Source organism: Pseudomonas protegens (assembly GCF_003363755.1).
GTDB classification, from domain to species: Bacteria; Pseudomonadota; Gammaproteobacteria; order Pseudomonadales; family Pseudomonadaceae; genus Aquipseudomonas; species Aquipseudomonas danubii.
Map to the genome: position 1 here is coordinate 1603492 of NZ_CP031396.1, position 22725 is coordinate 1626216.

Annotated in this window: 18 protein-coding genes; 6 read left to right on the plus strand and 12 right to left on the minus strand. The window is 60.9% G+C overall.

Going from position 1 to position 22725, the window contains the following annotated elements; genetic code table 11:
• Positions 1-47 precede the first annotated feature (47 nt).
• Together gyrA and mtnA are read right to left on the minus strand one after the other, a co-directional pair.
• Positions 48-2717: a DNA gyrase subunit A gene (gyrA, locus tag DWF74_RS06800; RefSeq protein WP_115580653.1), complete on the minus strand. Its 2670-nt coding sequence runs from the start codon at positions 2715-2717 to the stop codon at positions 48-50.
• 353 nt (positions 2718-3070) lie between these two features.
• Entirely contained in the window at positions 3071-4147 is a 1077-nt protein-coding gene (gene mtnA / locus DWF74_RS06805; protein WP_115580654.1) for an S-methyl-5-thioribose-1-phosphate isomerase, read from the minus strand.
• A gap of 108 nt (positions 4148-4255) precedes the next feature.
• On the opposite strand from mtnA, the gene DWF74_RS06810 reads away from it, so the two are divergent.
• From DWF74_RS06810 to DWF74_RS06830, 5 genes are all read left to right on the plus strand, one after another.
• Positions 4256-5587, plus strand: a complete 1332-nt coding sequence (locus tag DWF74_RS06810) for a TRZ/ATZ family hydrolase (protein WP_115580655.1) — start codon at positions 4256-4258, stop codon at positions 5585-5587.
• 62 nt (positions 5588-5649) lie between these two features.
• The gene (ubiG, locus tag DWF74_RS06815; RefSeq protein ID WP_016964097.1) at positions 5650-6348 is read left to right on the plus strand and encodes a bifunctional 2-polyprenyl-6-hydroxyphenol methylase/3-demethylubiquinol 3-O-methyltransferase UbiG; all 699 of its coding nucleotides are present in this window, start codon (positions 5650-5652) and stop codon (positions 6346-6348) included.
• Positions 6349-6351: 3 nt separating this feature from the next.
• Positions 6352-7023, plus strand: a complete 672-nt coding sequence (mupP, locus tag DWF74_RS06820) for an N-acetylmuramic acid 6-phosphate phosphatase MupP (RefSeq protein WP_102860845.1) — start codon at positions 6352-6354, stop codon at positions 7021-7023.
• Positions 7024-7080: 57 nt separating this feature from the next.
• Positions 7081-7821 (plus strand): YciK family oxidoreductase, encoded by a 741-nt coding sequence (locus DWF74_RS06825; protein WP_102880480.1) that lies wholly within the window; start codon positions 7081-7083, stop codon positions 7819-7821.
• Between the two features lie 368 nt (positions 7822-8189).
• Entirely contained in the window at positions 8190-9116 is a 927-nt protein-coding gene (locus DWF74_RS06830) for a GGDEF domain-containing protein (RefSeq protein ID WP_102860843.1), read from the plus strand.
• Positions 9117-9216: 100 nt separating this feature from the next.
• On the opposite strand, the gene DWF74_RS06835 is transcribed toward DWF74_RS06830, so the two are convergent.
• The 7 genes from DWF74_RS06835 to DWF74_RS06865 form a co-directional block, all read right to left on the minus strand.
• Positions 9217-9969 carry a TenA family transcriptional regulator gene (locus DWF74_RS06835; protein WP_222933806.1) on the minus strand — a complete coding sequence of 251 codons (753 nt, stop codon included), beginning with the start codon at positions 9967-9969 and terminating at the stop codon, positions 9217-9219.
• Between the two features lie 77 nt (positions 9970-10046).
• Positions 10047-12506 carry an EAL domain-containing protein gene (locus DWF74_RS06840; protein WP_115580656.1) on the minus strand — a complete coding sequence of 820 codons (2460 nt, stop codon included), beginning with the start codon at positions 12504-12506 and terminating at the stop codon, positions 10047-10049.
• A 207-nt stretch (positions 12507-12713) separates the two neighbouring features.
• The gene (locus DWF74_RS06845) at positions 12714-14534 is read right to left on the minus strand and encodes an ABC transporter ATP-binding protein (RefSeq protein ID WP_102860840.1); all 1821 of its coding nucleotides are present in this window, start codon (positions 14532-14534) and stop codon (positions 12714-12716) included.
• Positions 14527-15129: a DsbA family protein gene (locus DWF74_RS06850; RefSeq protein ID WP_170003873.1), complete on the minus strand. Its 603-nt coding sequence runs from the start codon at positions 15127-15129 to the stop codon at positions 14527-14529. The genes DWF74_RS06845 and DWF74_RS06850 overlap by 8 nt, the downstream gene beginning before the upstream one ends.
• 36 nt (positions 15130-15165) lie before the next feature.
• On the minus strand, positions 15166-16107 hold the full coding sequence (locus DWF74_RS06855; RefSeq protein ID WP_102880484.1) for a rhodanese-related sulfurtransferase: 942 nt from the start codon (positions 16105-16107) through the stop codon (positions 15166-15168).
• A gap of 104 nt (positions 16108-16211) precedes the next feature.
• Positions 16212-16511 (minus strand): BolA family protein, encoded by a 300-nt coding sequence (locus DWF74_RS06860; protein ID WP_102860837.1) that lies wholly within the window; start codon positions 16509-16511, stop codon positions 16212-16214.
• A gap of 12 nt (positions 16512-16523) precedes the next feature.
• The gene (locus DWF74_RS06865; RefSeq protein WP_115580657.1) at positions 16524-17039 is read right to left on the minus strand and encodes a DUF2059 domain-containing protein; all 516 of its coding nucleotides are present in this window, start codon (positions 17037-17039) and stop codon (positions 16524-16526) included.
• A gap of 193 nt (positions 17040-17232) precedes the next feature.
• Here DWF74_RS06865 and DWF74_RS06870 point away from each other — a divergent pair, with 193 nt between their 5' ends.
• Complete coding sequence (locus tag DWF74_RS06870) at positions 17233-18627, plus strand: class II fumarate hydratase (protein WP_102860835.1); 1395 nt, start codon at positions 17233-17235, stop codon at positions 18625-18627.
• Between the two features lie 72 nt (positions 18628-18699).
• Here the strand turns inward: DWF74_RS06870 and DWF74_RS06875 are convergent, their stop codons facing one another.
• From DWF74_RS06875 to pap, 3 genes are all read right to left on the minus strand, one after another.
• Complete coding sequence (locus DWF74_RS06875) at positions 18700-19659, minus strand: DMT family transporter (protein WP_115580658.1); 960 nt, start codon at positions 19657-19659, stop codon at positions 18700-18702.
• A 162-nt stretch (positions 19660-19821) separates the two neighbouring features.
• Positions 19822-21006 (minus strand): thiolase family protein, encoded by a 1185-nt coding sequence (locus DWF74_RS06880; RefSeq protein ID WP_102860833.1) that lies wholly within the window; start codon positions 21004-21006, stop codon positions 19822-19824.
• A 103-nt stretch (positions 21007-21109) separates the two neighbouring features.
• Positions 21110-22633 carry a polyphosphate:AMP phosphotransferase gene (gene pap / locus DWF74_RS06885; RefSeq protein WP_115580659.1) on the minus strand — a complete coding sequence of 508 codons (1524 nt, stop codon included), beginning with the start codon at positions 22631-22633 and terminating at the stop codon, positions 21110-21112.
• Between the last annotated feature and the right edge of the window lie 92 nt (positions 22634-22725).

Sequence of the window (22725 nt, forward strand, 5' to 3'; positions counted from 1 at the left end):
ATTCACGGTAGCGGACAGAGCAAACACTCTGCCCTGCTACGATTTATTTAGTCTTTCGACTCTTCTTCGCCTGCGGCGTCTGCCTGTTGGCCATCGGTTGCATCATCCGGCTCGGCTACCGTATCCAGCACGGAACCCTCGAATTCAGCGCCCTCTTCACCTTCGTACTCTTCGCCTTCGATCTCCGATGGCTCCTGCACCCGCTCCAGGCCTACCAGGGTTTCATCGCTGGCCAGCTTGATCAGGGTCACGCCCTGAGTGTTACGACCCAGGCTCGACACTTCGTCGACACGGGTACGAACCAGGGTGCCCTGATCGGAAATCAGCATGATCTCCTCTCCGTCCAGCACCTGGACCGCGCCTACCAGGCGGCCGTTACGCTCGTTGCTGACCATGGCGATAACGCCCTGACCGCCACGCTTGTACTCTGGGAACTCGCTGATGGCCGTGCGCTTGCCGAAACCACGCTCGGAGGCGGTGAGAATCTGGCTGCCCTCTTCCGGAATCAGCATGGAGATCAGCTTCTGGCCTTCGGCCAAACGCATACCGCGTACACCACGAGCGGTACGGCCCATGGCACGCACGTCGGACTCCTTGAAGCGAGTCACCTTGCCACCATCGGAGAACAGCATGACTTCACGCTCGCCATCGGTAATCGCAGCGCTGATCAGCACGTCGCCTTCGTCCAGCTCCAGGGCGATCAAACCGACGCTACGCTGACGGCTGAAGGATTCCAGCGGGGTCTTCTTCACGGTGCCGTTGGCGGTGGCCATGAAGATGTAGTGACCTTCGGTGTATTCCTCTACCGGCAGCATGGTGGTGATGTACTCGCCATCGTCCAGCGGCAGCAGGTTCACCAGCGGACGGCCACGAGCAGCGCGGGATGCTTCAGGAATTTCGTAAGTCTTGAGCCAGTACACCTTGCCCTTGCTGGAGAACAGCAGCAGCGTGGTGTGACTGTTGGCTACCAGCAGGTGAGCAATGTAGTCCTCATCCTTGACGCCAGTAGCGGATTTACCTTTACCGCCACGACGCTGAGCCTGGTACGCAGCCAGGGGCTGGGTCTTGGCATAGCCGCCGTGGGAAATGGTCACCACGCGCTCTTCTTCCGGAATCATGTCGCCCAGGGTCAGATCGAGACGTGCATCGAGGATCTCGGTGCGACGCACATCGCCGTATTCGGCACGGATCACTTCCAACTCTTCGCGGATCACTTCCATCAGGCGCGTGGCGCTGTTGAGGATGCGGATCAGCTCGCCGATCTGGTTGAGGATCTCCTGATACTCGGCCAGCAGTTTTTCGTGCTCAAGACCGGTCAGGCGGTGCAGACGCAGCTCCAGGATGGCTTGCGCCTGCTCCGGGGACAGGAAGTACTTGCCATCGCGCAGACCGTATTGCGGATCGAGGTTTTCCGGACGGCAGGAGTCCGCGCCGGCACGCTCGACCATGGTCATCACCGCGCTGGATTCCCATGGCGTGCTGATCAGCGCTTCCTTGGCTTCCGACGGTGTTGGCGAGGCCTTGATCAGGGCAATGACCGGGTCGATGTTGGACAGGGCAACAGCCTGGCCTTCAAGGATGTGACCGCGCTCACGCGCCTTGCGCAGTTCGAACACGGTGCGGCGGGTCACCACTTCGCGACGGTGACGAACGAAGGCTTCCAGCAGGTCCTTGAGGTTGAGGATCCGCGGACGACCGTCGATCAGCGCCACGATGTTGATGCCGAACACGGCTTGCAACTGGGTCTGGGCGTAGAGGTTGTTGAGGATCACCTCGGGTACTTCGCCGCGACGCAGCTCGATCACCACGCGCATACCGTCCTTGTCGGACTCATCGCGCAGTTCGGTGATGCCTTCGAGTTTCTTCTCTTTCACCAGCTCGGCGATCTTCTCGATCAGGCGGGCCTTGTTCAGCTGGTAAGGCAGCTCGGTGATGACGATCTGCTGGCGGCCACCCACCTTGTCGATGTCTTCGATGATCGAGCGGGCACGCATGTAGATGCGGCCACGGCCGGTGCGATAGGCCTCGATGATGCCTTCGCGACCGTTGATGATCGCTGCGGTCGGAAAGTCCGGGCCGGGGATGTACTGCATCAGCTCGTCGACAGTCAGCTCGGGATTGTCGATCAGCGCCAGGCAACCGTCGATGACTTCACCGAGGTTGTGCGGCGGAATGTTGGTCGCCATGCCCACGGCAATACCGCTGGAACCGTTGACCAGCAGGTTGGGGATCTTGGTCGGCATGACCGCCGGGATCATCTCGGTGCCGTCGTAGTTCGGCACCCAGTCCACGGTTTCCTTGTGCAGGTCGGCCAGCAGCTCGTGCGCCAGCTTGGTCATGCGCACTTCGGTGTATCGCATGGCCGCCGCGTTGTCGCCGTCGACCGAACCGAAGTTACCCTGGCCGTCTACCAGCAGGTAGCGCAGGGAGAATGGCTGGGCCATACGAACGATGGTGTCGTACACCGCGGTATCACCGTGCGGGTGATACTTACCGATCACGTCACCGACAACACGGGCAGATTTCTTGTACGGCTTGTTCCAGTCGTTACCGAGCTCGCTCATCGCGTACAGCACACGCCGGTGCACGGGCTTCAAGCCATCGCGCGCATCAGGCAGTGCCCGCCCGACGATTACGCTCATCGCGTAGTCGAGGTAGGACTGTTTCAGCTCGTCTTCGATATTGACCGGGAGGATTTCTTTGGCCAGTTCGCCCATGAGAAGCCTGATTCCTTTTTCTGGTGAAACTTCGTCACATCCATATGGGACGAACGAAGCTCGCCGCTGCAGGCCTAGTGCCATGCACCGACTTACGACAAATCAACAAGTTATGCCATGGATTTGCGCAGTGAAGGCAGTCGCATCGGACCGCCTTGGAAACCGCCGGATGTTATCACAATCGCCGCCACGCACCTATCCCCCTGACGCGCATGGAGCATAGTTAGTTGACCGATGACAGCCTGATAAGAGACGAGAGAGGCTCAGAGGCCAAATTCGCACACATTTATGTGTTTTTTCCGACTCGGCGGCCCACCTCGGAAGTCATAGACAGCAACCTTCGAGGCCGAACATCAATGCAAGCGCTTACGGCACATCAATTGCGCCATCTTTGCTGCATCCGGACGTTCGACGACGCCCTTTTCGGTGACGATGGCGTCGATCAGGTCCGCGGGCGTCACATCGAACACCGGATTGAAGACCTCCACATCCGCCCCCACCCGCTTGCCAGCGAGCTCCAGCAACTCTGCGGCGTCGCGCTCCTCGATGGGAATGTCGTCCCCACTGGCCAGATTCATGTCGATGGTCGAACTGGAGGCCACCACCATGAAGCGCACGCCGTGATGCATGGCATTGACCGCCAGCTGATAGGTGCCGATCTTGTTCGCCACATCGCCATTGGCGGCGATTCGGTCAGCACCGACAACGACCCAGGTCACACCTTTGGTCTTCATGATGTGGGCGGCGGCAGCGTCGGCGTTCAAGGTCACAGGAATGCCATCACTGGCCAACTCCCAGGCTGTGAGGCGCGACCCTTGGAGCCAGGGCCGGGTTTCATCGACATGAACTCGCTCCACCATGCCTTCCAGCCAAGCCGCACGAATCACCCCCAGAGCCGTGCCGAAGCCACCGGTCGCAAGAGCGCCTGTATTGCAATGAGTCAACAAGGCCTGGGGATTGCCCTGATGCCGACGAATCAAATCCACGCCCAGCTGAGCCATGGTCAGGTTGGCCTCACGATCACTCTCATGGATCGACATGGCTTCGGCTTCCAGCGCCGCCAGCGGCTCAGCCTGATCCTTGACCCGATCCAGACGCTCGCGCATGCGATTCAAGGCCCAGAACAGATTGCCACCGGTCGGGCGAGACTCCGCCAACAGGGCAAAATCCGCCTCCAGAGCGACCAACCAATCGCCGCCTACGGCAAAGCGCGCACGAGCCGCCAGGACCAGACCATAAGCTGCGCTGATGCCAATGGCTGGAGCGCCGCGCACCACCATTGAACGAATCGCCTCGGCGACCCTGGCCGCGCTGTCGCAGGCAACCCAGGTCTCCTCGAAGGGCAGGTTCCGCTGATCGAGCAGGTACAGAGTGTTATCCCGCCAATCAATGGCCTTGACCTTCTCCGCAGCCAACAGACGATCGCGCATCCCTCACCCCGTACTCATGAACAAAAGCTGCGGATTATAGCGATCCCCCCGCCAAGACGCTCGGGTATACTTCGCCATCCTTTATATGAAGCCCTGGACCGATATTCGATGCCGAACCGTGAGACTGCGCTCGACCTGCTGCTGTTACCGACCTGGTTGGTGCCAGTGGAGCCAGCCGGCGTCGTCCTCAAGGAACACGGCCTGGGCATCCGCGACGGGCGCATTCTGTTCATCGGCCCGCGAGCCGAGGCATTGAAGCTTCGCGCCACTGAAGTTCGCGAACTGCCCGGCATGCTGCTCAGCCCGGGACTGGTCAATGCCCACGGGCACGCAGCCATGACGCTGTTTCGCGGCCTGGCCGACGACTTGCCACTGATGACTTGGCTGGAAAAGCATATCTGGCCCGCCGAAGCCAAGTGGGTGGATGAAGCCTTCGTCCGTGACGGTACCGACCTGGCCATCGCCGAGCAGATCAAAGGCGGCATCACCTGCTTCTCTGACATGTACTTCTTTCCGAAGGTTGCCAGCGAGCGCGTTCACAACAGCGGCATACGCGCCCAACTCGCCATACCGATCCTCGACTTCCCCATTCCTGGAGCCCACGACGCCGACGAAGCCATTCGTCAGGGCGTCGAACTGTTTGGTGATCTCAAGCACCACCCAAGGATCAAGATCACCTTCGGCCCCCATGCGCCCTATACCGTAGGCGATGAGAATCTGGAAAAGATCCGGGTGATCGCCGAAGAACTCGACGCCTCGATCCACATGCATGTGCATGAAACCGCGTTCGAAGTGCAGCAATCCCTGGAGCAGCGTGGCGAGCGCCCACTGGCGCGCCTGGCTCGATTGGGCCTCCTGGGGCCGCGCTTCCAGGCAGTTCATATGACCCAAATCAGCGATGACGACCTGGCTTTACTGGTAGAAACCAACACCAGCGTCATTCATTGCCCGGAATCCAACTTGAAACTGGCCAGCGGCTTTTGCCCGGTAGAGCGCCTGTGGCAGGCCGGGGTCAACGTCGCGGTGGGCACCGACGGCGCGGCCAGCAACAACGATCTGGACCTGCTGGGGGAAACTCGTACCGCCGCACTACTGGCCAAGGCCGTGGCAGGTTCGGCGACCGCCCTGGATGCCCATCGCGCCCTGCGCATGGCCACCCTTAATGGCGCCAGAGCCATGGGGCTGGAAAGCGAAGTGGGCTCTCTGGAAATCGGCAAGGCCGCAGACATGGTGGCCTTCGACCTGTCCGGTCTGGCCCAGCAACCGATTTACGACCCCGTGTCGCAACTGATCTACGCCACTGGCCGGGACTGCGTGAAACACCTGTGGGTCGCCGGCAAGCAACTGCTGGATGACCGGCGCCTGACTCGCCAGGACGAACAACAGCTGAGCGCCACCGCCCGCAACTGGGGCCAGCGCATCAGCGGCCACGCCCAATAACCCGGACCTTGAGCGGACGCTCGAGGCCCAACAGAGAATTTCTTAGCTTTGGAGTATCACCCATGAGCAACGTCGACCACGCTGAAATCGCCAAATTCGAAGCCCTGGCCCATCGCTGGTGGGACCGCGAAAGCGAATTCAAGCCCCTGCACGACATCAACCCGCTTCGGGTCAACTGGATCGACGAACGGGTCGGCCTGGCCGGCAAGAAAGTCCTCGACGTCGGCTGTGGCGGCGGCATCCTCAGCGAGGCCATGGCTCAGCGCGGCGCCACCGTGACCGGGATCGACATGGGTGAGGCACCTCTGGCGGTCGCCCAGTTGCACCAGCTGGAATCCGGCGTCAATGTCGAATACCGGCAGATCACCGCCGAAGCCCTGGCCGAGGAGATGCCTGAGCAGTTCGACGTGGTTACCTGCCTGGAAATGCTTGAGCACGTCCCTGACCCTTCATCGGTGATTCGCGCCTGCTTCCGCATGGTCAAGCCCGGCGGCCAAGTATTCTTCTCCACCATCAACCGCAACCCCAAGGCTTACCTGTTCGCCATCATCGGTGCGGAATACATCATGAAACTGCTGCCTCGCGGCACCCATGATTTCAAGAAGTTCATCCGTCCTTCGGAACTCGGCGCCTGGAGCCGCTCCGCCGGCCTGACCGTCAAGGACATCATCGGCCTGACCTACAACCCCCTAACCAAGCACTACAAACTGGCAGCGGACGTTGACGTCAACTACATGATCCAGACCCTGCGAGAGGAGTGAGACATGGCCATCAGAGCCGTTCTTTTCGATATGGATGGCACCCTGCTCGACACCGCGCCCGACTTCATCGCAGTCTGCCAGGGTATGCGCCGTGATCGCGGCCTGCCGCCGATTGCCGACCAACATATCCGCGACGAAGTTTCGGGCGGCGCCAAGGCCATGGTAGCCGTGACGTTTTCCATGGACCCGGAATCCCCGGGATTCGAGGAGTTACGTCTGGAATTCCTCGAGCGCTACCTCAAGCATTGCGCCGTGCACAGCAAGCTCTTCGACGGCATGGCGGAGCTACTGGCCGATATCGAAAAAGCCAATCTGATCTGGGGCGTGGTCACCAACAAGCCACTGCGCTTCGCCGAGCCGATCATGCAGCAACTGGGGCTGGCCGAGCGCTCGGCGCTACTGATCTGCCCCGACCACGTCAAGAACAGCAAGCCCGATCCGGAGCCGCTGATCCTGGCGTGCAAGATGCTCGACCTGGACCCTTCCAGCGTCCTGTTCGTCGGCGACGATCTGCGGGATATCGAATCCGGCCGCGACGCCGGCACCAAGACCGCCGCCGTGACCTATGGCTACATCCATCCGGACGATAATCCCCGGCACTGGGGTGCCGACGTGGTGGTCAACCATCCGCTGGAGCTGCGCCAGGTTCTGGATAACGCATTGTGCAGCTGCTAAGCGGCAGCAATTCCCGGCTAAGCGCCGGAGACGATCGAATTTCTGTTGAGGCCTTTTATGTTTGATTATTCCGCTCGCCCTGAACTGCTCAAGGACCGGGTCATTCTGGTCACCGGCGCCGGGCGTGGCATCGGCGCCGCCGCCGCCAAGACCTTTGCCGCCCACGGCGCCACTGTACTCTTGCTGGGCAAGACCGAAGCCAACCTGACCGAGGTCTACGACGCCATCGAAGCGGCTGGCCACCCCCAGCCAGTAGTGATTCCGTTCAACCTGGAAACCGCCCTGCCGCACCAGTACGACGAACTGGCAGCGATGATCGAGACCGAGTTCGGCCACCTCGACGGCCTGCTGCACAATGCCTCGATCATTGGCCCTCGCACGCCGCTGGAGCAGCTGTCGGGGGAAAACTTCATGCGAGTGATGCAAGTCAACGTCAACGCCATGTTCATGCTGACCAGCACCCTGCTGCCCCTGCTCAAACTGTCCCAGGATGCTTCGGTGGTGTTCACCTCCAGCAGCGTCGGCCGCAAGGGCCGGGCCTATTGGGGCGCCTACGGCGTGTCCAAGTTCGCCACTGAGGGTCTGATGCAGACCCTGGCCGATGAGCTGGACACTGTGGCGCCGGTCCGTGCCAACAGCATCAACCCGGGCGCCACCCGTACCAGCATGCGTGCCCAGGCTTATCCGGGCGAGAACCCCAGCAACAACCCGACACCGGAAGAGATCATGCCGGTCTACCTGTATCTGATGGGCCCGGACAGCACCGGAATCAACGGCCAGGCTTTCAACGCACAGTAACCCTCTCCGTTCGTCGCGACAGAATACTGTCGCGACGCCTTGGCAAGCCCAATCCCCCACGGGTTTCAAGCCAAACAAATGTCAGCCAAGGTAAGTCGTGCTCCCGCACACTCACCAACCATTTGAATTCAAACAAGTTTTATTCGTATGAACCGAATGGCACGAGTTTCGCTCTAACAACACTCAACCCACGGTGCATTGACGCTGCGGGAAACGGCTTGTGCCGAGGGCTTTATAGCCAAAGGCGAAGCGGCCTAAAATGTGCGCGATTGTCCTACGGGACTGAAGGAACAGTATGACGCGCAGCTCAGAGCCGCTCTCACCCAGGCAGAAACACCGTAATTAGTGCTCAGGGGGCTCAAGCTCAAATGAAAACACCGACCCAGACCAACGCAATTGACTTCGATAGCGCCAAATTGCAACGCCTGGGCTTTGGCCAACAGACACCGCTGATCAAACAGCCCGTCAGCCTCGGACAATTGCGCCAACAACTGGGACTGCAACTGCAAACCAGCCTTGAGCCGCAACGCATCCTCGGCCTGTTCTTTCGCGAAGTGCAACGCCTGGTCCCCCTAGACGCCCTCCATTACCAGCACCCACTCAGCGACCTGCGCCTGGAGTTCGGCCAGCGCGGTCACCACTCCATCAGCTACAACCTGAGCCACGAAGGCGAGTCCATGGGCGAGCTGGTGTTCCGCCGCAGCCAACGCTTCAGCGAGACCGAACAGGGTTACCTGGAGTCGTTGCTCTCAACCCTGCTGTACCCGATGCGCAACGCTTTGCTGTATCGCGCCGCAACCCGCAGCGCCCTGCGCGATCCGTTGACCGATACCGGCAACCGGATTGCCATGGACCAAACCCTGCAACGGGAAATCGAGATGGCTCGCCGCCACTCACTCCCTCTGTCACTGCTGATGCTGGACATCGACCACTTCAAGCGCATCAACGACAGCTACGGCCACAGCACTGGCGACGAAGTGCTCAAGGCCGTCGCCGCCTCGATCAAGGGGCAACTGCGCAATGTGGACATGGTCTTTCGCTTTGGCGGGGAAGAATTCCTGATCCTGCTCTCCAACACCGGGCGCGACGCAGCGGCGATGGTGGGCGAACGGCTGAGAAATGCCGCCCAAGCCCAGGAATACCAGGCTGACGGCAAACTGATCGAACTGACCGTCAGCCTGGGCTGTTCGACCCTGTTGCCGGGTGAGTCCGCAGAGAGCCTGTTGCGCCGCGCCGATAGCGCGCTGTACGTGGCCAAGCGGGAAGGACGCAATCGGCTGGCAATGGCGGGCTAGGTAGCAGGCCTCGCACTTGTATATCAATCACGGGCAACTCCACTGCCTCAGGCAACCCTTGCCCATGACAATCGACCTGCCCGTAAAGCCCCCGCCCGACTTACCCTTCAGCCAGCGCTAGGCGCTCGCGAGTCACTGTGGTTTTTTCCTGCTGCATGCAGCGCTCCAGGAACAGGTACATATAGTCATAGCTCTTGCAGATGGCCTGGCGCAGCTCAACTTGCAGGGCCTTGCTCGGATTCAAACCCGCCAGCGTGACGATAATTTCCAGGGCTTCCCAGGGATGAGCATCATCGTACTGGGCATGCATCTTCAGCCACTTCATGGCGCGCTTGCGGTCTTCTTCCGGGAACGCAGCGGCATAGACGCCGCTGGAACAGACCAGGGCCGACCATTCGCCCGTCGCCCCTTCAATGGCGTAGTTGGTTGCAGCGATCGCCACGATCAGCGAATCCGCCGAACTGGTGTGCCAGCACCAGTGACTCAAGGCATGCAGCTCCGGTGGCACTTGCTGAGCTTGCAAATCCTCCAGGGTCACACCATGGGCCCGACTCCAATGCACCCAGTAATCGGCATGATTGAGTTCGACCCGAATGTTGCGCATTAGCCAGCGACGCGCCATGTCTTCGCCAGGGTGACGGGCAAAACGGGTCTTGGTCAGGTTCTGCGCCATATACAGGGCGAACTGTTCAACCACAGGCCAGCCGCCGATCAGGTACTGACGCATGACTTTGGCACTGAGTTTGTTGTCACGCATGCGCTGATACAGCTCATGCTCCACCACACGGCGCTTGCTCTCGCTGCAGTCCCGGATCAATTGCTGAGTCCAGGCGGGGTAGCTGGCAGCTTCCATGAGCGGGCCGGTTCGGTTGAATGTGTCGATCACTGTCGGGCTCCTTTTGATTGTGATATGCGGATCCAAAAGAGGTTTCAACGGAACGTGCCGGGCGCCTTGAACAACAGCGGCTGTGGCCGCACGGGTCGACACTGCAAGCTGTCACAGGTGAACAATTGCGGACGTTCAACAATGTAGCCTTGAGCATAATCCACGCCGATCTCAAGCAGGGCCTGCTCGATCTGCGGTGTTTCAACAAACTCGGCAATCGTGCGCTTACCCATGACATGCCCGATGTGGTTGATCACCTCGACCATGGCGCGGTTAATCGGGTCGTCCAGCATATCCTTTACGAAACTTCCATCGATCTTGAGGAAGTCTACAGGCAAATGTTTGAGATAAGCGAACGACGACATTCCCGCACAAAAGTCATCCAGGGAAAAATGGCAGCCCAAACCCTTGAGTTCATTTATAAAACGGATCGCACTGCCCAAATTGGCAATTGCACTGGTTTCAGTAATTTCAAAACAGATCATCTTCGGCGGTACGCCATAGACCACGAACTGCTCTCGCAGGAAGTCGAGAAACTCGTCGTCGCCAATGGTGGTACCCGACAGATTGATCGCACACATCGCCATTGGTCCTTCCCGGCCCTCGGCAATGCACTGGGCGATGATCTTGAATACGTTCTGTACCACCCAGCGGTCCAGAGAGGTCATCAGGCCGTAACGCTCCGCCGCCGGAATGAAGCTGTCCGGCAGGATCATCCGGCCGGCCTCGTCGTGCAGGCGCAGAAGAATCTCGATGTGCCCACCATCATGCTCGGTACGACCTAGGGCGGTGATTTCCTGGGAATAGAGGCAGAAGCGGTTTTCCTCGAGGGCCATGTGCAGCCGCTGAACCCAGGCCATCTCGCCAAGTCGCAGGGACAGTTCTGAATCGTCGGCATGATAGACCTGCACCCGATTGCGACCTTTCTCCTTTGCCATGTAACAGGCCATATCCGCTGCCCGCAACGACGCCTCAAGCGTGGTGGGAGTCTGGGCGATATGCACCAGCCCAATGCTCACGGTGGTCACGAATGGCCGGCCCTTCCAGACGAAATGCAGGTTCTGCACAGTCTGACGCAGCCCTTCGGCAATCTTCTCCGCCGCCTCCGGCGAGCAGTTCTCCAGAAGAATCCCGAACTCGTCCCCGCCCAATCGCGCCAGGGTGTCACCTTCGCGCAGCCCCGACTGCAGCAACGCGCAGATGTGCCGCAGCAACTCATCCCCAGCCGCATGGCCACAGGTGTCGTTGACCAGCTTGAACTGGTCCAGGTCCAGAAACATCAGCGCATGCCTGGCGGGCTGGCGGATCAAGCCGTGCAACGCCTGCTCCAGGCGGAATTCGAACTCCCGGCGATTGGCCAGGCCGGTCAAGGCATCGTGGGTCGCCTGCCAGGACAGATTGGCGATGTACTGCCGCTCCTGGGTCATATCGTGCAACACCAGTACCGTGCCACTGACCTTCCCGGCATTGCGGATCGGCGCACCCACCAGGGTCACCGACACCGTACTGCCATCCAGGCGCTGGATCAGCTTGGAATGCTCGCTGCCGCCACTGAGCTGGCCACTGAGGATGTGTTCGATCAGAGTGAAGCCGTCGGCCTGGGCGTTTTCGTCCAAGAGATTGAACAACGCCGCCAGGGGCAACCCCACCGCTTGCTCGGCCTTCCAGCGAGTCAGTTCTTCCGCCGCGGGGTTCATGTAGGCAATAGCGCCCTCGACATCCGTGGTGATCACCCCGTCACCAATGGACTGCAAGGTGATCTGCGCGCGCTCCTTCTCCAGTTGCAACGCGTCGGCAAAGGCATGCCGCTGGGCCAGCAGCTTGTGGGTACGCAGCAAGGCCAGGGCAATCAGGATCAGCGCTGTGGCCAGGTTGGTCACCAGCAAGAGGCGCAGGATCACCCGCGAGCCTTCCCCCAAGGCATCGCTGAAGGCCTTGGCCGCCGGCGTGACTCCATCGTTGATAGCAAAGATCTGACTCTTCCAACGTTGCACGTCGGCTTCGCTGGCACTGTTGCTGCCGATCCCCTTGTGCATCTCTCGGGCTACCGTATCGAGCTGCAGCAGGTAGCCGTCGCCCACGGTCCACAAATCGATGGCCTTTTCCAGATAGCTGAAATGTCGGAAGTTGAGGTACAGCCAGATCAGGCTAGGAACGTCATCCGGGTGATTGCCGCCCTTGAGAATCCCCAGGCGCGCCGCCTCAAGATCCGGCGGCTGGCTATCCAGGGCCACCCGCAACTCATGCCCGCCCTGGGGTACGGCTATGGCGTTCTGGTACTTGAGGAAGGTGCCTTCGTCACGGCTGTCGGCGTACAGATTGAGGTAGTAGATGGCGTCTTTCTGGCCTTTGGACCACAAGCTCTCACCGGCAACATAGCCACGCACTGCCGACAGGACATACAGGCTGAGGCCGCCCAACAGCGCTTGAAATAACACCACGGCGATAAAGGGCCAGACGATGCCCAACAACCGCGGCGTTGCGAAAGTCCGCTTTTGCTTCATGAGGGTCCTTGCTTGCGCACTGCCAAATGAACACCCAGTAGTCCCGACTCAGACAGCACAGATTAGGCGAATTTCCATAGCTCCGACGCAGGCTGGGCAGCGTCCGGGGCGAACCTTCACGGGGAAACGGCCGCTCTCTCAAGCCGAAGCGGTTATTCCACCAGGAAATTCAAGCACTAAACACAGAAACCCGGACAAAACTCAAGACTATCGAACCTGCTGCAAATGCCCGTATAGCTTGGCATAAAGGCCGCCATCAGCAATCAGCTGCTGATGGTCGCCATCTTCGGCGATCTGCCCGCCATCGAACACCAAAACCCGGTCAGCCTGTTTAACCGCCGACAGGCGATGAGCAATGATCAGCGTAGTCCGCCCACGCAGAAAACGCGTCAAGGCTTGATGCAGGTTGTACTCGGTGGCTGCGTCCAGAGCGGACGTGGCTTCATCAAGAATCACCACCTTGGGTTCGGCCAGTACCATCCGCGCAATAGCCAGGCGCTGGCGTTGCCCACCGGAAAGACGCACACCTGAGCGCCCGACCACACTGTCCAGGCCCTGGGGCAGCGCCCTGACGGTGGGTTCGAGCTGTGCAATTTCCAGGGCCTGCCAGCAAGCGCTATCACTGCGCTCACGGCCCATGGTCAGGTTGGCGCGAATCGTATCGTTGAACAAGGCAGGATGCTGCAGCACCACGGCGACGTGATCCCGTACCGTTTCCAGGCCGATTTCCTGCTGAGTGGCACCGCCAAAGCGGATCACCCCGGTCTGCGGCGTATACAGCCCCAGCAACAGCTGTACCAGGGTACTCTTGCCCCCACCACTGGCACCGACAATAGCCACCTTTTCACCAGGCGCAATCGACAGATTCATGTTGTCCAGCACCCGCTCATCGCCGTAGCCGAAGCTCAGGCCGCGGACCTCGATGCCGACGGTTTCGCGCCCCTGGAACGGATCCACGCCACCGCTGTACTGCGGCTCATCGGCCCGCGCCAGCAACTCGTTGATCCGGGTCAGGGCCCCGCCCGCGGCGTAATAGGCGTATTGCAGGTTCAGCAACTGCTCCACCGGGCCGATCATGAACCACAGGTAGCTGAACACCGCCAGCATCTGGCCGATGGACAGGTCGGAGAACAGCACTGTGAGCATCGCCGCCGCACGAAAAATGTCGATACCGAACTGGAACAGCAAACCACTGGCCCGGCCCGAGGCGTCGCTTTTCCACTGCGAGGCCACGGCGTAGTCCCGAACCTCCTCGGCACGCTGGCCCAAGCGTCCAAGAAAGTAGCCCTGGCGGTTGCTGGCGCGGACCTCCTGGATCGCCTCCAGGGTCTCGGTCAGGGCCTGGGTGAAACGCGAAGTGCTGTCATTTTCCAGCTTCTTCAGGTGCTTGACCCGCTTGCCCAGTTGCACCGTGGCAAAAATCACCAACGGGTTGAACAGCAGAATCAGCAGCGCCAGCTTCCAGTGCATCCACATCAGAATGCCGGCCGTACCCACCAGGGTCAGCATGGCCACCAGGAATCGGCTCAGGGTTTCACCGACAAACTTGTCCACCGTGTCCAGGTCGGTGACCAGATGCGTAGTGACCGTGCCTCCCCCCAGGCTTTCGTACTCCCCCAGGGAAATGCGCTTGAGCCGTTCGATCAGGCGCACGCGGATCCGATAGACGATGTCCTTGGCCAAACCGGCAAACAGCCGCGCCTGGACCACGTTGAACACCAGGGCGGAGCAACGCAGGATCAGGGTGATCAACAGCATCAACCCGATATAGCCCGCCGCAGTTTGCCAGCCATCGGGCAATAGGCGGTTCATCACTTGCAATGCGCCATCGCCATGGCCCAGCAGCACCTCGTCCACCAGCAACGGCAGCAACAGCGGAATCGGCACACTGCACAGGGTCGCCAGCACGGCCACCCCATTGGCAATCCACAGCGACTTTCTATGTTGCAGGGCCAGGCGACGGATTTCCCCCCAGCTCAAACGATCTACGGTTTTACCGGTGGGGCTTGAATCGACTGAATCAGGCACAGGCGGCGCGCTCCAACCAGCGTCCCAGCAACGGCGACAACTCGCTCAGCGGCTGATAGCCGTTGGTCAGCAAGGCCAACTGGCCGTTGCGTTCCGCCAGCAAGGTGGGAAATCCGGCGATCCCCAGGTCCTGGACCCAAGTGAAATCCGCCGCCGTGGCGGCATGCTGCTCGGCGCGATCGAAGGCTTCGGCGAACTCGATCCGCGGAACCCCGGCCTGCTCCGCCAACTCCACCAGCACACTGGCCAGGGTGACATCGCGGCCTTCGACATAGAACGCCCGCTGGATCAACCCCAACAGTTTCCAGGCACAGTCCGGAGCCAGGCTGCGAGCAGTGACGATGGCGCGACAAGCCGGCTCGGTGTCATAGACAAAGCCATCGGGCAAGGCACCCTCGAAGGTGAACGGCTGGCCGGTGGCCTGATGCACCGCCTGCCAGTGTTCAAGGATGTAGCGCCGGGTATTGGGCTCCAGTGCCGCCCCGCTGCCGGTGCGCAAGCCGCCCACCACCAGATGCAACTCGACTCCGGCGGCCTGGGCCTGCTCCGCCAGGGCCTGGGCCACGGGCGCAAAGCCCCAGCACCATGAACACATCGGGTCCATCACATAGAGCAGGCGGGCAGACATGGCTCAAGCCTCGGAAGGTGATTGCTTGTAGTTGTAACCAATCGGGTGCGGCAGGTTGCGGGCCTTGGCCAACTCAATCTGTTTCTGCCGATCGATGGCGCTGCGGCGAGTCTTCTCGCTCAGCTTGTCCCAGCAATGAGGGCAACTGATGCCCGGCACATAGTGCTCGGAAGCCCGATCCTCGACGCTCACCGGAGTACGGCAGGCATGACATTGATCGTAGTCGCCTTCGCTCAGGTCGTGGCGCACAGTGACCCGGTTATCGAATACAAAGCAGTCGCCCTGCCATTTGCTCTCTTGCTGCGGTACCTCTTCGAGGTACTTGAGGATCCCGCCCTTGAGGTGGAACACCTCGTCGAAGCCTTCACTGAGCATGTAGCTCGACGCCTTCTCGCAACGGATGCCACCGGTGCAGAACATCGCCACTTTCTTGTGCTTGCTCGGGTCGAAGTGGGCTTTGATGTAATCCGGAAACTCGCGGAAGCTGGTGGTCTTGGGGTCGATGGCGCCTTCGAAGGTGCCGATGGACACTTCGTAGTCGTTACGGGTGTCGATCAGCAGCACTTCGGGATCGCTGATCAGGGCGTTCCAGTCCTGAGGCTCGACGTAAGTCCCGACCTTCTTGTTGGGGTCCACGCCGGGCACACCCAGGGTGACGATCTCTTTCTTGAGCTTGACCTTGGTGCGATAGAACGGCTGCTCGTCGCAATACGACTCTTTGTGATCGATATCCACCATGCGTGGATCGTTCTTCAGCCAGGCCAGCAGCCCGTCGATGCCTTCACGACTGCCAGATACCGTGCCATTGATGCCTTCCTCGGCGATCAGCAGGGTGCCCTTGATGCCGTTGTCGAGCATGGCCTGCAGCAGGGGCTCGCGCAGGCTGACGTAATCTTCGAGGGTGACGAACTTGTACAGTGCCGCCACGACAATGGGTTGTGTCATGGGAAATCTCTCCAGGTGGCTACCCTCGTAAAGGGTGAACCGGATGCAAAAAAAAACGCGCCGGCATAAGCGGCGCGTTGCGGATTCTATCAAAAAAACCGCGATTAATGCTTACTGCCTCCGGCGCAGGTCGGCGAAGCCGGAGCCACACCGATCTTCGACCATTCCTCGGGTGTGTAAGTATGCAGCGCCAACGCATGGAACTGGCCCATCAGCTCACCCAGGGTGGCGTAGACCTTCTGATGACGCTTGACGCTGTTGAGGCCGGCGAACTGCTCGCTGACCAGTACCGCCTTGAAGTGAGTTTCCAGGCCACGGCTGTGCATGTGGCTTTCATCCAGCACTTGCAGGTGCTCGGGTTGCAAGGCCCCGAGCGCCGTTTCGATACGTTGTTGCATGGTCATTGCAGGCTCCGCTTACTTCTTCTTCGCCGGAGCAGCCTTAGGCTCGAGCTCGGCGGTCATGTCGGCCAGCAGCTTGTTCACCACCGGTACCGCGCTTTCCAGCTTGGCCTGGGTCATCTGCGCCGATTGCTGAGTCAGCTGAGGCATTTTTTCCAGGACTTTCTTGCCCAGTGGCGACCGGTAGAACGCTACCAGTTCCTTGAGCTCTGACTCGCTGAAGTTGCTGGTGTAGAGCTTGACCATGTCCGGCTTCAGCTTGTTCCAGCCAATGGCCTGGTCCAGGGCCGCGTTGGCCTTGGCCTGGTAGGTTTCCAGCAGGGCGCGTTTGGATTCCGGGGCTTTGGTCTGCTCAAAACGCTGGGCAAACATTTGCTGGACTTGCATGTACACCGGCGTACCGAGCTTGTCCGCATGGGCCAGGGTCAGGAAGGCCTCGGCACTGGCGTTGTGGCTGGCGGTATCGGCAAAAACCTGGCCGCTGGCACACACCAGAACAACCGCGGTACAGATGGCACGAAAACGGGTCATCGAGTTTCCTTTATCTAGCAGGCGAGGTAGAACCCCAAGGGCGCCCATTCTGCGCCTATTAATCCGCGTCCCTCAACCCCACCCCCTGGCGCCCCCTGGTTTTGCCCGGGCGGCGGGCGGAAAACCCCTTCCACGGAACCCGAGCCGCAGATCAGGGCCTAAACTGGCCAGTCAGACTTGGAGGAATGCCACGATGAATCGAATCGAAACCGACAGCCTGGGCCAGGTTGAAGTCCCGGAACAAGCCTATTGGGGCGCACAGACCCAACGTTCGCTGGTCAATTTCGCCATCGGCAACGAGCGCATGCCTCTATCCGTGCTGCATGCCCTGGCCCTGATCAAGAAAGCCGCCGCCCGAGTCAACAATCGCAATGGCGACCTGCCCGCCGACATTGCCCGACTGATCGAACAGGCCGCCGACGAAGTACTGGCTGGCGAGCATGACGACCAGTTTCCCCTGGTGGTGTGGCAGACCGGCAGCGGCACCCAGAGCAACATGAACGTCAATGAGGTGCTGGCCGGCCGGGCCAACGAACTGGCGGGCAACCCACGCGGCGGCAAGTCCCCGGTACACCCCAACGATCACGTCAACCGCTCGCAAAGTTCCAACGACTGCTTCCCGACCGCCATGCACATCGCAGCAGCCCAGGCCGTGCAGTTCCAGTTGCTGCCAGCGATCAGCGAACTGTCCGGTGGCCTGGCCGAACTGTCGGCCCGGCACATGAAGCTGGTGAAAACCGGCCGCACCCACATGATGGATGCCACCCCGATCACCTTTGGCCAGGAAATCTCTGCCTTCATCGCCCAACTGGGATACGCCGAACGAGCCATCCGCAGCGCCTTGCCTGCGGTGTGCGAGCTGGCCCAGGGCGGTACTGCCGTGGGCACCGGACTGAACTCGCCCCATGGTTTTGGTGAAGCCATCGCCGCCGAACTGGCCGCCCTTTCCGGCCTGCCCTTCGTCACCGCCCCCAACAAATTCGCCGCCCTGGCCGGCCACGAGCCGCTGACCACGCTGTCCGGCGCGCTGAAAACCCTCGCCGTGTGCCTGATGAAAATCGCCAACGACCTGCGCCTGCTGGGCTCTGGCCCGCGAGCGGGACTGGCGGAGGTCAAGCTGCCGGCCAACGAGCCGGGCAGCTCGATCATGCCCGGCAAGGTCAACCCAACCCAATGCGAAGCCCTATCGATGCTGGCTTGCCAGGTGATGGGCAACGACGTGGCAATCGGCTTTGCCGCCAGCCAGGGCCATCTGCAACTGAACGTGTTCAAGCCGGTGATCATTCACAACCTGCTGCAATCGATCCGCCTGCTGGCCGATGGCTGCAGCAACTTCCAGCAGCACTGCATCGCCGGGCTGGAGCCCGATCCCCAACAGATGGCCGAGCACCTGGAACGAGGCCTGATGCTGGTGACCGCGCTCAATCCCCACATCGGCTACGACAAGTCCGCCGAAATCGCCAAGAAGGCCTATGCCGAGAACCTGACCCTCAGGGAAGCGGCGTTGGCCCTGGGGTACCTGACGGATGAGCAGTTCGATGCCTGGGTGCGACCGGAAAACATGCTGGAGGCTGGAAAGCAGGGTTAGCGCAGCGTCTTTTTCGCTGGCAAGCCAGCTCCTACCGCCACACTTCTGTAGGAGCTGGCTTGCCAGCGAAACTCACCCCGCAGCGATCCGCTGCCGTCGGGCGCGCAACCCCGCCATCAGCGACGGCCCCAACGCCGTCAAGGCCGACCCCAGTACCACCACCAGCGCCCCGCCATAACCCAGGCCATTGATCTGTTCGGCGTGTACATACTCTGGCCAGAGCCAGGCCGCCCAGGCCACCGCGGCAAAGGTCACCAGGGGCGTGATCGCCAGGGTCGCACTGACCCGCGACGCCTCCCAATGGGCCAGGGCTTCGGCAAAGGCGCCATAGGCGATCAGGGTATTCAGGCAACAAGCCAACAACAGCCAGCCCTGCAACGGGCTCAGTTCCAAGGCTTCCAGCGGATGCGCCCAAGGCGTCAGAAGCAAGGCACAGAACAGGTAGATCACCATCATCACCTGCAAGGAATTCCACACGCTCAACAATTGCTTCTGGCCCAGGGCATAAAAAGTCCAGACCGCCGAAGCCGCGAGAATGGTCAGAACTCCGGCGGTGTAGTCACTCAGGGAGGTCAGCAGCTCGGTCAGGCGCTGATTGAAGAACAGCCCGAAACCGAGCAACAGCACCAGCAGTCCCAGGCCCTGCCCCAGACTGAAGCGCTCCTTGAACACAAAGACACTGGCGATCAGCAACAGGATCGGGCCCATCTGCACCACCAGTTGCGCCGTGCCCGGGCTCAGCAGGTTCAGGCCCATCAGGTACAACACATAGTTGCCCACCAGCCCCAAGACCGAAATCGGCACCAGCCACACACCCTTGGGACCGAGCGCGCGCCAACGCGGCAAACGCCCCACCGCCGCCAGATAGAAAAACAGACAGCCGCCGGACACCAGCAGGCGAAACCAGGTCACGGTCACCGGGTCCATCACCAGCAGCACTTGCTTGAGCTTGATGGGCAGGATGCCCCACAACAACGCGGTCAATAAGGCGAGGAACAAGCCATAAACCCAACGACCGGACGAGACATGCATGCGAACCCCACAAAGCCTGACGAGCAAGGTCCACATTCTAGGCCCGGGCCAGGTGCCGACACAGAGACAGTTGGCAGCAAAGCGCAAACACGATTGTGCCGGTCGTAAACAGCACAAGCCGTCCCCCATAGGGGCCGGCTTGGTCGGTGATGCACTAGAAACCTAACGGACTGCCTCAAACAACCCGGTGGCGCCCATGCCGCCCCCCACGCACATGGTGACGATGCCATACCGCAGGTTGCGCCGCTGCAACTCACGCACCAGATGCCCCACCTGACGGGAACCGGTCATGCCAAACGGGTGGCCAATGGCAATCGAACCGCCATTGACGTTGTACTTGGCGTTATCAATCTCCAGCCGGTCGCGGGCATACAGGCACTGGGACGCAAAGGCCTCATTGAGTTCCCACAGGTCGATGTCATCCACCGTCAGCCCCTTGGCCTTGAGCAGCTTGGGCACCGAGAACACCGGGCCGATACCCATTTCATCAGGCTCGCAGCCGGCCACGGTAAAGCCGCGGAAGAACGCCTTGGGCTTGAGTCCCAGGGCCAGGGCCCGCTCCAGGCTCATCACCAGGGTCATCGAGGCACCATCGGACAGCTGCGAAGAGTTGCCCGCAGTGACCGAACCATCCTCGGCAAACACCGGCTTGAGCGCTGCGAGATTCTCCAGAGTGGTATCGGGGCGGTTGCAGTCGTCACGATCCACCACGCCGTCAACCATCTGCACCTGTCCGGTGTTCTTGTCCTCGACCTTGTACTTGACCGTCATCGGCACAATCTCGTCGCTGAACAGGCCATCAGCCTGGGCCTGGGCGGTACGTTGCTGGCTTTGCAGGGAGTAGAGGTCCTGGGCCTCGCGGCTGACGTTATAGCGCCGGGCGACCACTTCGGCGGTCTGGCCCATGGGGAAGTAGATGCCCGGCACCTGCTCCTTGAGCAGCGGGTTGATCAGGTTGTCGGTATTGACGCTCTTCATGGTCAGGCTGATGGACTCGACGCCACCGGCGACGATGATGTCGCTGCAGCCGGAGGCGATCTGGTTGGCGGCGATGGCGATCGCCTGCAGGCCTGAAGAACAGAATCGGTTGAGGGTCATGCCCGCGGTGCCAGTGCCCAGAGCCGAGAGCACGGCAACGTTGCGACCGATATTGAAACCCTGGGCGCCTTCATTGGAGCCGGCGCCGACGATGCAGTCCTCGACACTGGCCGGGTCGATGCCGTTGCGGGCGAGCAGCGCATTGACGCAGTGAGCGGCCATGTCATCCGGACGGGTCTGGTTGAACTTGCCGCGAAAGGACTTGGCCAGGCCAGTCCGCACGCTGTCGACGATCACCACTTCACGCATGACGCACCTCACTGTTGTTGGCGGCAGGAAAGAGCATCGAGCATAGATCCCCCTCCTCGCCCACCGCGACAATCATTCACTGGGCGTATGCGCGACCATCGGTCTACTTCTTGTCCTTCTTCTGTTTCTTGTCGTGCTTGTCGGAACGCTCGAACGCGGTCTCCAGGGCCCGATTGATGGTGCGCAGGACCTTGACCCGTGCCCAGCGCTTGTCGTTGGCCTCCACCAGCGTCCAGGGCGCCACTTCGGTGCTGGTCCGGTCCACCATGTCGCCGACAGCGGCACGATAGTCACCCCACTTGTCGCGGTTGCGCCAATCGTCCTCGGTGATCTTGAAGCGCTTGAAGGGAATCGCCTCCCGTGCCTGGAAGCGCTCCAGTTGGGTGTCCTTGTCGATGGCCAGCCAGAACTTCACCACGATCACCCGGGCATCGGCCAACTGCTCTTCGAAGTCGTTGATCTCGCTGTAGGCCCGCAGCCAGTCAGTGGGCTGACAGAAGCCCTCGACCCGCTCCACCAGCACCCGGCCGTACCAGGAGCGGTCGAAGATGGTGAACTTGCCGCGCGCCGGAATATGCCGCCAGAAACGCCAGAGGTAAGGCTGCGCCCGTTCATCTTCAGTGGGCGCGGCAATCGGCACGATGCTGTACTGGCGCGGGTCGAGCGCCGCCGCGACGCGGCGAATGGCGCCGCCCTTGCCGGCCGCGTCGTTGCCTTCGAACACTGCCACCAGGGCATGCTTGCGCATGCGCTTGTCCCGCAGCAAACCGGCCAGACGCGCCTGCTCGGTAATCAACTGTTCCTCGTAGTCGTCCTTGTCCAGGTGCTGGGTCATGTCCAGGCTGTCCAGCAGACTCAGTTGATCCACCGCTGTCGGCAACGGCGCGGCGTTGACCTGGGTCGACTTCAATGGCTGACGGCTCAAGGCATTCTGCAATCCTTCCAACAGAATCCGGCCCACAGTGAGGCTGCGGTAATGCGGATCGACGCCCTCGATCACATGCCAGGGCGCGTAGTCACGACTGGTGCGGCGCAACACCCGCTCGCCGTACTTGACGAACTTGTCGTAGGTTTGCGACTGCTGCCAGTCCAGCGGGCTGATGCGCCAGCTGTGCAGCGGGTCATCCTGCAAGGACTTGAGGCGGTCCTTCATCTGTTTCTTGGACAGGTGAAACCAGAACTTGAAGATCAACGCGCCTTCATCGCAGAGCATCTTTTCCAGGCGTTCGGCGCCATTGATTGCCTGGTCCAGGCGCGGGTCCTTGATCTGGCCATGCACCCGGCCCTGGAGCATCTGGCTGTACCAGTTGCCGAAAAACACCCCCATGCGCCCCTTGGCCGGAAGCATCCGCCAGTAACGCCAGGCCGGTGGCCGGGACAGTTCCTCGTCGGTCTGCTGGTCGAAGGTGCGCACCTCGATCAGCCGCGGGTCCATCCATTCGTTGAGCAGCTTGACCGTCTCGCCCTTGCCCGCGCCCTCGACACCATTGATCAGCACGATCACTGGAAACTTGGCCTTCTGCCGTAGCTCGAACTGGGCTTCGAGCAAGGCCTCGCGCAGGGCCGGCACCTCGGCATCGTAGGTTTCTTTGTCGATGGCGTGACCGATTTCAGCGGATTCGAACATGGGTGGCTCCCTTCCAAGAATTGTCCAAGACTAGCGGATGGACCTGCGCCAAGGAAAACAAATCCCTGAACCCGCCGCGGCTTGCCGTGGAT